Source organism: Micromonospora sp. NPDC049060 (assembly GCF_040649055.1).
In the GTDB taxonomy this organism is placed as follows: domain Bacteria; phylum Actinomycetota; class Actinomycetes; order Mycobacteriales; family Micromonosporaceae; genus Micromonospora; species Micromonospora reichwaldensis.
The window spans coordinates 134789-145759 of the sequence record NZ_JBEZEV010000006.1 but is presented as its reverse complement, the minus strand read 5'-3'; the positions used below and the strand labels follow the sequence as shown (position 1 = coordinate 145759).

The window sequence follows — 10971 nt, the reverse complement described above, 5'->3', positions numbered from 1 at the left end:
GCCAGGGTCACCCCGTCGACCGTCGGCACGTGCTGTGCGGCGGCCCGGCGGGCCAGCTCGTCGTTGAAGTCGGCCAGGGTGCCGGTCCGCCGGGCACGGGGTCGACGCGTTTTTCCCGACGTGGGGCACCCGGAGCCCCCGGAACGCATAGCCTCAAGCGGGGGCCGCCCGGCCAGCAACCGTCCGTGCAGAGGGGGTCGTGCGTGCGTCCGATCCGACCCGGTGACCGTGGACCCGCGGTGACCGAGATCCGTACGGTGCTGACCGGCCTCGACCTGCTCGTTTCGACGGCACCGGGCGCCGACGAGTTCGACACGCACACCGAACGGGCCGTGCGGGCCTTCCAGCAGTCGCGTGGGCTCAGCGTGGACGGCCGGGTCGGTGCGGAGACCTGGCGGGCCCTGGACGCCGCCCGCTGGCGGCTGGGCGCCCGCACGCTCTACCACGCGGTCCCGGAGCCGCTCACCGGTGAGGACGTCCGCTCGCTCCAGGAGCGGCTGCTGGAGATGGGGTACGACGTCGGGCGCGCGGACGCCATCTACGGCGTACGGACCTCCCGGGCGGTCGCCCAGTTCCAGCGCGAGGTCGGGCTGACGCCCGACGGCTCGTGCGGTCCGCACACCATGAACGCGCTACGCAGGCTCGGCCGCAAGGTCGTCGGCGGGCGGCCGCAGTGGCTGCGCGAGTCCGACGCCATCCGGCAGTCCGGCCCGGCGCTGGTGGGCCGGACCGTCGTCATCGACCCCGGGCACGGGGGCACCGACCCGGGGGTGGTGGTGCCGGACGGGTCGCTGCGGTGGACCGAGACGGACCTCGTGTACGACCTGGCCAGCCGGTTGGAGGGCAGGCTCGCCGCCGCCGGCGTCCGGGTGCAGCTCACCCGTGGGCCGGCCCAGGAGGACTGCCTGCCGGACGTCGACCGGGCGGAGCTGGCCAACTCGCTCGGCGCCGACGTGTTCATCTCGCTGCACGTCGACGAGCACGTCAACCCGGCGGCCGAGGGGGTGGCGACCTACCACTACGGCACCGACAACGGGGTGACCTCGGCGACCGGGGAGCGGCTGGCCGGGCTGGTGCAGCGGGAGATCGTCGCCCGCACCGGGCTGCGCGACTGCCGTACGCACGCGAAGGCCTGGGACCTGCTCCGGCTGACCCGGATGCCGGCCGTACGCGTCGAGGTCGGCTACCTCACCTCGCCCACCGACCGGGCCCGACTGGTCGACCCCCGGTTCCGGGACAGGGTGGTGGAGGCCGTCGTCGCCGCCGTGCAGCGCATGTACTTCCCCGTCGAACGCGACGTCCCCACCGGCTCGATCGACGTGAGCGCGCTGCGGGCGGTGGTGGCCGCCGGCACGGTCGTCGACTGAGCCGCCTGCCGACTCCCGACCGGGCTCCGCCGCCGGGGCCGGACGCGCCGGCGTCAGATCAGCCGGCGGTCGAGCGGGTGGCCGGGGCCGGACGGACCGGGCGGAGCAGCGTCTCGGGGCTCATCGAGCCGAGCAGCTTCTCCAGCGCGTACTCGACGTCGGACTTCCAGCTCAACGCGGTACGCAACTCCAGCCGCAGACGGGGGAAGCGCGGGTGTGGGCGGACCGTCTTGAAGCCCACGGAGAGGAAGAAGTCGGCCGGGGCGACGCAGGCGCCGGCGGGGTCGGCCGCGTCGCCGAACTTGGCGTCGCCGAAGGCCTCGATCGCCTTGATGCCGCGCTTGGTGAGGTCCCGGGCGACGCCCTGGACCAGCATCCGGCCCAGCCCGCCGCCGGCGAAGGCGGGCACCACGTTGGCCGTCATCAGCAGCGCGGCGTCGGCGGAGACCGGGGAGGTGGGGAAGGCCATCGAGCGGGGCACGTAGGCCGGCGGGGCGTACAGGACGAAGCCGGCCGGCATGCCGTCGACGTAGACGAGCTTGCCGCAGGAGCCCCACTCCAGCAGCGTCTGCGAGACCCAGGCCTCCTTCTCCAGCCCCGGGTCGCCCGCGGCACAGGCCCGGTCCGCCGAGACCGGATCAAGCTCCCAGTAGACGCACTGCCGGCACGGGCGGGGCAGGTCCTCCAGGGTGTCGAGGGTCAAGCTGACCAGACGTCGCGACATTGGTGTATCCCCACATTAGGCTCGGAGGTGAGACCGGCACGGAACGACGACACCGCCTACCTGCCCCCGACGAGCGATCGTACGCCGCAAACGGACGCTGCGGGAGGGGACGCGCGAATGCCTCTCCTTCCGGGGCGCCGGCCGGGGTCCGCGATGTGGACGCCGGTCACTTAGCGGTTACACCCCTGGCAGACGGCGACTAGGATCGACACTCGGCGCCCCGCGTCGCCATGGTCGCAGGTGCCCCGGGTACGCCGGGGCGGGAGCCACCCGAGCAGCCATCGAGGTGATGTCATGACCGGCACGACGCTCGACGACTACACCGACCGGTACGCCCGCCGCGTACGGGGCATGACCGCCTCGGAGATCCGCGCGCTCTTCGCGGTGGCCAGTCGGCCGGAGGTGGTCTCGCTCGCCGGTGGCGCCCCCTACATCGCGGCGCTGCCGCTCGACGCGGTCGGCGAGATGCTCGGCCGGCTCGGCGCCGAACACGGCGCCACCACCCTCCAGTACGGCATCGGCCAGGGCACCCTGGAGCTGCGCGAGCGGATCTGCGAGGTGATGGCGCTCTCCGGCATCGACGCCGCCTGCGGCGCCTCCCCGGACGACGTGGTGGTCACCGTGGGCGGGCAGCAGGCCCTCGACCTGGTGGCCCGGCTCTTCCTCGACCCCGGGGACGTGGTGCTCGCCGAGGGCCCGACCTACGTCGGCGCGCTCGGAGTGTTCCAGGCCGCCCAGGCGCAGGTCGTGCACGTGCCGATGGACGACGACGGGCTGATCCCGGAGGCGCTGGAGGCGGCCATCGCCGAACAGGCGCGCGCCGGCCGGCGGGTCAAGTTCCTCTACACCATCCCGACCTACCAGAACCCGACAGGCGTGACGCTGACCGAGCAGCGGCGGGAGCGGGTGCTCGACATCTGCGAGCGCGCCGGCCTGCTTGTGGTCGAGGACGACCCGTACGGTCAGCTGGGTTTCGAGGGGGACGCGCCGGCGCCGCTGCGCGCGCGGCGCCGCGACGGGGTCTTCTACCTCAGCACCTTCTCGAAGACCTTCGCCCCGGGCCTGCGGGTCGGCTGGATCCTCGCGCCGCACGCCGTCCGCGACAAGCTCGTCATCGCCAGCGAGGCGCAGATCCTCTGCCCGAGCGGCTACGCGCAGGCCGCCGTCTCCACCTACCTCGGCACCATGCCCTGGCGGGAGCAGCTCAAGGTCTACCGCGAGGTCTACCGGGAACGGCGCGACGCGATGCTCGCCGCGCTGGACGACCTGATGCCCGCCGGCACGACCTGGACGACGCCGGGCGGCGGCCTCTTCGTCTGGGCGACCCTGCCCGACGGCCTCGACTCCAAGGCGATGATGCCGCGGGCCATCGCCGCCCGGGTGGCGTACGTCCCGGGCACCGGCTTCTACGCCGACGGCACCGGCAGCGGCAACATGCGGCTCAACTTCTCGTTCCCGTCCCCGGAGCGGATCCGCGAGGGCGTGCGCCGGCTGGCCGGCGTGATGGAGCAGGACATCGCCACGCGGCGGGTGTTCGGCGCGGTCGGCCGCCCCGGCACGCGGCGCGGGCAGGCCGGCGCGGACACGCCGGGACCCGACTTGGCATGATTCCGGCATGGTTCCCACCGCTGCCGACCGTTCCGTCGTGACCGACTCCGCCGTCACCGCCGACCTGCGGGTGCTGGTGCTCGCCGGCGGGCTCTCCTACGAACGTGACGTCTCGCTGCGGTCCGGACGCCGGGTGCTCGACGCGCTGCGCGCGGTCGGGATGGACGCCGAGCTGCGGGACGCCGACGTGGCGCTGCTGCCGGCCCTGAGCGCCGACCCGCCGGACGCCGTCGTGATCGCCCTGCACGGCGCCACCGGCGAGGACGGGTCGCTGCGTGGCGTGCTCGACCTCTGCGGCGTCCCGTACGTGGGGTGCGACGCCCGCGCGTCCCGGCTCGCCTGGGACAAGCCCTCGGCCAAGGCGGTGCTCCGCGAGGCGGGCATCCCGACCCCCGACTGGGTCGCCCTCCCGCACGACCGGTTCTCCGAGCTGGGCGCCGTGGCGGTGCTGGACCGGATCGTCGAGCGGCTGGGGCTGCCGCTCATGGTGAAACCCGCCCAGGGCGGTTCGGGGCTGGGCGCCGCCGTGGTCCGGGACGCCGCTTCGCTGCCGGCCGCGATGGTCGGCTGCTTCGCGTACGACCCCACGGCGCTGGTCGAGCGGTACGTGCCCGGCATGGACGTGGCGGTCTCGGTGGTCGACCTGGGCGACGGGCCGCGCGCCCTACCCGCGGTGGAGATCGTGCCCCGCAACGGGGTGTACGACTACGCCGCCCGCTACACCGCCGGCCGGACGACCTGGCACACCCCCGCCCGGCTGGAGCCGGAGGTGGCCGGTGTGGTGGCCGACGTCGCGCTGGCCGCGCACACCGCGCTGGGGCTACGCGACCTGAGCCGCGTCGACCTGATCGTGGACTCAGCCGGTCAGCCGCACGTGCTGGAGGTCAACGTCTCGCCGGGGATGACCGAGACCTCGCTGCTGCCGCTCGCGGTCCAGGCCGCCGGCCTGGATTTCGGCAGGATGGTCGGCACGCTGGTGGCCCGCGCCGCAGGCCGGCACCCCTGACCGACCGGTCCACCGGCCCACCTTCCGGGCGGGGTTCGGCGCTGGGGTGACGGCCCCGGCCGTCGCCCCGGCCGGTCCGCCGCCGCGCTGGCCGGACTGGCGGTGGCCACCTGGCTCGCCGCGCTGGCCAGGCTGTCCGCTGCGCGGCCACCCGGAGGTACTTCCTCGGGTGGCCGCCCCGGTTCTACGTCTGGCTGCCCGACCGTCGGGCGTCCGTGGCGGACGCCTCGCCCTCCGGCTCCTGCGCCGGCGGGGTCTCCTCCGCGGACTCGATCACGGACACCGCCTCGCCCTCCGTCGGAGCGTCTTCCGCCGGGGGCTGCCCGGTGAAGCTGGACGGGGCCTGCCACTGGATGCGCGGTGGCTCCGCCAGCGGTCGGCCCCCGAACTCCGCCAGCCAGGCGGCAACCATGGCGAGATTCTCCCGCCACCGCGCCTCGGAGATGGGCGGCAGGATGGAGTCCCACAGGGAGAGGAAGGTCCCCCGCAACTGGAGCTGCCCGTAGGGCCGGGCCAGGAACCACATGTGCAGGTGCGCCGAGCCGTCGCCCCAGCGGTTGACATGCACCCGGGCGACCCCGTCGAGGGACCGGATGGCCCGCTCCAGCCGTACGGTCATCACCCCCAGTTCGGCGGCGAGCAGATTCGGCAGGTCGCCGAGGTCGAGATGCGAGCGGGATTCCAGGATCAGCACCATCGGGAGTCCGGTGGGGCGGTCCATGGCGCGTACCCGCCATCGCTCACCCACCCAGATGTAGGCGTCGTCGGGGGCATTGCAAGCGGTGCATTCCCGGTTCCCCTCGCCCTTGCGCGGCGGCTCGACCGGGACCGGGTCATCGAGTTGCTTGACACGAAGGTCGCCCTCGAAGGGAAAGGACGGCCACTGGGTGAAGTCCGGAACGGAGGGAGGGGTGTCGTGCACGACGCTGACACTAACCGGTCTCGGCACCGCTGTCCCTACCCGAACGACCAGCCGGACGGCCCCAGTCCGACCATGACGGCAGAACCGAGAGCGGCTCTGTCCACAGGTATCCACAGGCGCCCACGGGTTGATGAGACGCCGGACACACGCCGTCATCCACAGGCTGCCACCCCGTTTCACGCGGGGTTTCACGTGAAACGGGGTGGCCTGTGGATAACTGCTGTGGATAACTTTCGGGCGCGATCGCGGATCCTTCGCCGGGGTGGAGTCGTCGGTTCCACGTGAAACGGAGGCATGCCGGGCGGGTTCCGTCATCGCTCGTCCGCTGCCGCTGAACGCCGTGGTCGGCATCGCACGGCACTCCCGGCAGTGCCGTGCCGCCATGGACCTACCCCGGCGCAGGGCGGCAGGTGAGCGGAAGGCACAAGCCGGCGTGTTGCGGCGAAGGCACCGAGCGGCGATGCCCCGATGCGTTCAACGAGCGCCAGGACCGGTTGCTCATTCGCGGCCGGGCCGGTGCGGCCGGGTGGGTGCGGCCGGGTGTGCAGCGTGTGCAGCCTGTCGGGAGGAAGCCTGGGAGCGAGGAGGTAAGCGGACAGATGCAGGAACGGGCCGGTGCTGATCGGCCACGCAGCAACCGCCGAGCGTTGATCCGAACCCGGTGGACAGCGGCAGCGTCCGCCCACGCGTGCTCGCAGTTGCCGTGGCCTCGTAGGTGGCGTCGGCTGACACTCGACGCAGGACGCGTCCGGCCGCCGAGCGGGTGGGCGGGCGGGCGGAAAGAGCGGAGAGGCCGGGAGACCGAGAATCCTGAACCGCTGAGACAACGGTGGCGGTGCGGGTACGCAGCCCGTGGCCGGCCCGGCATCGAGATCAGCCAGCAATGGAGCGGCCAGGACAAGCCGGTGGCCGGCCGGAGGTACTCCGCTTCGTCGGCCCGCCGCAGGTGCTGGCCGACCCGATGAGCGTGGCCGGTGAGAGGTGGGTTGGAGGGACCCCCACCCGCACGGAAAACTGCCGCGGATGGTCGGGGACAACCGGAACTATCAGAACGACCAGAACCCCCAAGAGGACCAGAGCGGCCAGGAGGACCAGAACGGCCAGGAGGACCAGACGGTCAGGAGAACTGGAACGGCCAGGACAGCCGGGCCACCCAGTAGCAGGGCCATCGGCGACGCGAGGCATCGGGCGTTCTTCCCGTGTCAGCGGGGTAGCCGTGCGCCCGGTCTTGATAGCGACGGCGAGCGGACCCCCCGGCCTCTCGCGGCGCTGAGCCGCCCGTCGAGTGGCCCAGCCCTGTGCTGGGTACCGATCGGCGGCGCCGAGGCCCTCAGCACGCGCTGAGCGTCGGCAACAGGCACCGAGGGCCGCCGGTGACGCGGCTGCGTCTCCCTTGGCGGCTTTTCCGCTACCGGTTCGCGGTCACTGAGGGGCGCAGCCAGCCTGAACCCGGTCGAGGTGCCTGCGGGCTCAGAGCTCCGCCTTCGTCTGTTGCCAACCAGCCGGTCGAGGCCTGACTGGGAAGCAGGGCCGGATGGGGAGCTCCGGCCCCGGCCTGCCCACCGCTTCGCGGATCGCAGGCCCGGCCCGTTTCACGTGAAACCGTCGAGCCGACTCAAGAAGCCGTCCTGACCCGATCCCGAGTTTCACGTGAAACGCCGTCGCCCTGCCCGGACTCCCTGTACGCGCTGCGGGGCGGCAACGGCATCTCGTCAGCCGCAGCGCATGCAACGGCCGCGTGATCCGGGATCACGCGGCCGGCAGTGGTGCCATTCGCAACGACGCGGGGCCCGGCCGTGAAGCCGAGCCCCGTCGCGCAACGCGGCGTCGTCCCGCAGGATTGCCGATCGAGGTCAGGCCTCCGGCTCCTCCTCCTGGCCGACGCCGATGAGGCCGACGATCCGCTCCAAGTCGTCGACCGTCGCGAACTCGATGGTGATCTTGCCCTTGCTCCGACCGATGTCCACCTTCACGCGGGTGTCGAACCGGTCGGAGAGGCGGTCGGCCAGATCCGTCAGGGCGGGAGCGTGCGGCTTCGGACGACGCTTGGCCGTCTCCTTCTTGCTCGTACCGTCGCTCAGGGCCAGCGCGACGATCTCCTCGGTCGCGCGGACCGAGATCCCCTCGGCGACGATCCGGCGCGCCAGCTGCTCCTGCGCCTCGGCCTCGTCGAGGCTCAGCAGCGCACGGGCGTGCCCGGCGGAGAGGATGCCTGCGGCGACGCGCGTCTGGACCTGCGCGGGCAGGTTGAGCAGCCGGATGGTGTTCGAGATCTGCGGGCGGCTCCGCCCGATGCGCCGGGCGAGTTCCTCGTGGGTGGCGCCGAACTCGTCCAGCAGTTGCTGGTACGCGGCCGCCTCCTCCAGCGGGTTCAGGTTCGCCCGATGGATGTTCTCCAGCAACGCGTCCCGGAGCATGGCGTCGTCGTGGGTGTCCCGGACGATCGCCGGGATGTTCTCCCGCCCCACGGCCTGCGCGGCTCGCCAGCGCCGCTCACCCATGACCAGCTCGTACTTTTCGTCGTCGAGCTGTCGTACGACGATCGGCTGGAGGAAGCCGACCTCCTGGATGGAGGTCTTCAGCTCCTCCAGGGCGTCCTCGTCGAAGACCTGGCGCGGCTGCTTCGGGTTCGGCACGATGGCGTCGACCGGGATCTCGGCGAACCGGGCACCCGGCACCGGGCTGAGCTCGGGCTGCGGCTCGGGCTGCGCCACCACCGGTGGGATCGCCGCGGCCGGTACCGGGCCGGTCGGCATCTGTCCCGCCGGCGCAGCCGCGGCAGTGTCAGCAGCCGCCTCCACGGAAGCTGGCGACTCCTCTGCGGTGGTCGGCTCGACTACGGCGGTCGGCGCCGGCCCGGTCGGGATGAGCGCCCCCAGGCCTCGTCCCAGACCGCCCCGAGGACGGTTCTTCATGCCACGCCTCCCAGCGACTGTTCCGCACTACGCATTCCGGCCCACCGGCTCCTTGACGCCACGCTCGGCGATCTCCTGGGCGGCTTCGAAGTAGCTCGTCGCCCCCCGCGATCCCGGATCGTAGGTCATCACCGACTGGCCGTAGCTGGGTGCCTCCGAGACGCGGACGTTGCGGGGGATGACCGCCTGGAGCACCTTGTCGCCGAAGTGGTTCCGCACGTCCTGCTCGACGGCGTCGGCCAGCCGGGTGCGCCGGTCGTACATGGTGAGCAGGATGGTGGAGACATCGAGCTTCGGGTTCAGGTGCTGGCGCACCAGGTTGATGTTGTTGATCAGCTGGTTCAGCCCCTCCAGCGCGTAGTACTCGCACTGAATCGGAATGAGCACCTCCTGCGCGGCCACGAGCGCGTTGACCGTGAGCAGGCCGAGCGAGGGCGGGCAGTCGATGAAGACGTAGTCGAAGTGGCCGGGGTAGGCGGCGATCGCCCGAGCCAGCCGGGACTCGCGGGCCACCACCGACACCAGCTCGATCTCCGCGCCGGCGAGGTCGATCGTCGCCGGTACGCACCAGAGGTTGGGGATCCCCTCGACGCCCTGGGCGACCTCCTCCAGCGGCACGCTGTTGATGAGGCAGTCGTAGACGTCCGGCACACCGGTGTGGTGCGGGACGTTCAGCCCGGTGGAGGCGTTCCCTTGCGGGTCCAGGTCGACCACCAGCACCCGGTTGCCGTGCAGGGCTAGCGCCACCGCAAGGTTGACCGTGGTCGTGGTCTTTCCCACGCCGCCCTTCTGGTTCGCGACGCACATGACCCGGGTCCGCTCTGGACGAGGCATCGTCACCTCGCCACTCGGATTAAGGATCTGCACGGCGCGCATCGCCTCCATAGCCAACGGTGGGTCATCCTCTTCGCGCGTCGGGGTTTCACGTGAAACGTACGCTGCCTCGGCGACTGCGGCTCTGGGGGAGCCGGCCGGGGGTGCGAACGGGTCGGTGACGGGAACGGGTTCGGGAGTCGCGTCCGGCACGGAGTCCGGGGTGGGCTGCTGTGGCACGGCGGACTCGAACCGCGCCGAGGCCGAAGGGTTGCGCCGAACGGACACCACCCGACCGCCGGCCGAATTGCCGGCCCGTGGCACGTCGGGCGCGGCGCGGGTCGCCGGAGGCTCCGGCACGACCGGCTCGGCGCCGCCCGGCCGGACGGCCTCGTCCCGGTCCGGGGGCCGGACGATCGGCCCGTCGGGCGACCAGCTCGGGTAGTCGGTTTCACGTGAAACGGGGTCGCCCGCTGGCCCCGTCACGCGTGGATCGTCGTACCTTCCGTCGTCATGCACCTGTCATCCCTGCCCGCTTCGGATGGTCGGTCCGCACCCCGTCAACTGGCCGTACGCGATCGCACCGCGGAGCGTACGGCCCGGCGGGAGCGGCGGGACCGGTGAACGTCCGTTGCCGCCCGCTCCACACTATCGACGCGCAGCCAGCCTACGGCTCACGGGCGCGGCCGGTCCACGTCGGGTTCTCATCCTTCCGTCCACCCGTACCGGTTCAACGACGCAACCGCCGGCCGGGAAGCCGGTAGGCGGACATCCCGCGCGGGTGTCCGAGAGGGACTCAACGCCGCCGGGAGCGGCCGCCGCGCGCGCTCTTCGCGGCCTTCGGGCGGGCCGGTCCGACCATCCGCTCCCGCACGATCTCCACCACCGTCGTCGGCGGGTCGATCACTCCCTCGCCGCAGCGGTGCACCTCGGGCTCACCGCCACCGAGTCGGGCCACGGTCTGCGCGTGCTCGGCGATCTCCTCCGCGGCGGACGCCCCCTTGAGGGCGATCAGCCGACCGCCGCGCACGGCCAGCGGCAGGCACCACGTCGAGAGCCGGTCGAGCGGTGCGACGGCGCGCGCGGTGACCACGTCTCCGCTCAGCGGACCGATGCCCGTCGACCCGCTCGCCGCCTCGTCGGCGCGCCCCCGGAACACCCGGACCATCTTGGCCAGCCCGAGGTGCTGCACCGCCTCGATGAGGAAGGAGGTGCGCCGGGAGAGCGGTTCGATCAGGGTCACCGTCAGGTCGGGTCGCGCGATGGCCAGCACCAGGCCGGGCAGCCCGGCCCCGGAGCCGACGTCGAGCACCGTCGCGCCCTCCGGGATGCGCTCGGCGACCGCCGCGCAGTTGAGCAGGTGGCGATCCCAGATCCGGGGCGCCTCGCGCGGGCCGATCAGGCCGCGGACCACGCCGTCGGTGGCGAGCAGTTCGGCGTACGCGGCGGCCAGGTCGAGGCGGTCGCCGAAGAGGGTGCGCGCCGCACCGGCCAACTCCGGCGGCAGCACCGCCACGGCCGGAGAAGCGCCCTCCGCAGCTACGGCCGAGGACGGGGGGTCCTCGGAGGTGTCGGTCGCTGACAGGACGCCCTCAGGGGCGACGGCCGAGGACAGG

At 72.7% G+C, this 10971-nt stretch carries 7 protein-coding genes and 1 pseudogene; 3 read left to right on the top strand and 5 right to left on the bottom strand.

Going from position 1 to position 10971, the window contains the following annotated elements:
• Nucleotides 1–203: 203 nt before the first annotated feature.
• Nucleotides 204–1367, top strand: coding sequence for an N-acetylmuramoyl-L-alanine amidase (locus AB0B83_RS05235; protein ID WP_357577069.1), 1164 nt, complete (start codon nt 204–206; stop codon nt 1365–1367).
• 58 nt (nt 1368–1425) lie between these two features.
• Here AB0B83_RS05235 and AB0B83_RS05230 read toward each other — a convergent pair whose 3' ends face one another.
• The gene (locus AB0B83_RS05230; protein WP_132235474.1) at nt 1426–2091 is read right to left on the bottom strand and encodes a GNAT family N-acetyltransferase; all 666 of its coding nucleotides are present in this window, start codon (nt 2089–2091) and stop codon (nt 1426–1428) included.
• A gap of 294 nt (nt 2092–2385) precedes the next feature.
• On the opposite strand from AB0B83_RS05230, the gene AB0B83_RS05225 reads away from it, so the two are divergent.
• Together AB0B83_RS05225 and AB0B83_RS05220 are read left to right on the top strand one after the other, a co-directional pair.
• Nucleotides 2386–3699: a PLP-dependent aminotransferase family protein gene (locus AB0B83_RS05225; protein ID WP_311409963.1), complete on the top strand. Its 1314-nt coding sequence runs from the start codon at nt 2386–2388 to the stop codon at nt 3697–3699.
• Between the two features lie 7 nt (nt 3700–3706).
• The gene (locus tag AB0B83_RS05220) at nt 3707–4705 is read left to right on the top strand and encodes a D-alanine--D-alanine ligase (protein ID WP_357577068.1); all 999 of its coding nucleotides are present in this window, start codon (nt 3707–3709) and stop codon (nt 4703–4705) included.
• Nucleotides 4706–4955: 250 nt separating this feature from the next.
• On the opposite strand, the pseudogene AB0B83_RS05215 reads toward AB0B83_RS05220, so the two are convergent.
• From AB0B83_RS05215 to rsmG, 4 genes and pseudogenes are all read right to left on the bottom strand, one after another.
• Nucleotides 4956–5627 (bottom strand): annotated as a pseudogene (locus tag AB0B83_RS05215) (hypothetical protein); the annotation flags it as partial.
• 1853 nt (nt 5628–7480) lie between these two features.
• On the bottom strand, nt 7481–8542 hold the full coding sequence (locus tag AB0B83_RS05210; protein ID WP_357577067.1) for a ParB/RepB/Spo0J family partition protein: 1062 nt from the start codon (nt 8540–8542) through the stop codon (nt 7481–7483).
• A gap of 27 nt (nt 8543–8569) precedes the next feature.
• Nucleotides 8570–9874 carry an AAA family ATPase gene (locus AB0B83_RS05205; protein WP_357577066.1) on the bottom strand — a complete coding sequence of 435 codons (1305 nt, stop codon included), beginning with the start codon at nt 9872–9874 and terminating at the stop codon, nt 8570–8572.
• A 277-nt stretch (nt 9875–10151) separates the two neighbouring features.
• Nucleotides 10152–10871, bottom strand: a complete 720-nt coding sequence (rsmG, locus tag AB0B83_RS05200; RefSeq protein WP_357577065.1) for a 16S rRNA (guanine(527)-N(7))-methyltransferase RsmG — start codon at nt 10869–10871, stop codon at nt 10152–10154.
• Nucleotides 10872–10971 lie beyond the last annotated feature (100 nt).

Bases quoted from the DNA above. Each gene is read 5' to 3' on its own strand.
- AB0B83_RS05225 (WP_311409963.1), top strand. From the start codon at position 2,386: ATGACCGGCACGACGCTCGACGACTACACCGACCGGTACGCCCGCCGC.
- AB0B83_RS05230 (WP_132235474.1), bottom strand. From the start codon at position 2,091: ATGTCGCGACGTCTGGTCAGCTTGACCCTCGACACCCTGGAGGACCTG.
- AB0B83_RS05220 (WP_357577068.1), top strand. From the start codon at position 3,707: ATGGTTCCCACCGCTGCCGACCGTTCCGTCGTGACCGACTCCGCCGTC.
- AB0B83_RS05210 (WP_357577067.1), bottom strand. From the start codon at position 8,542: ATGAAGAACCGTCCTCGGGGCGGTCTGGGACGAGGCCTGGGGGCGCTC.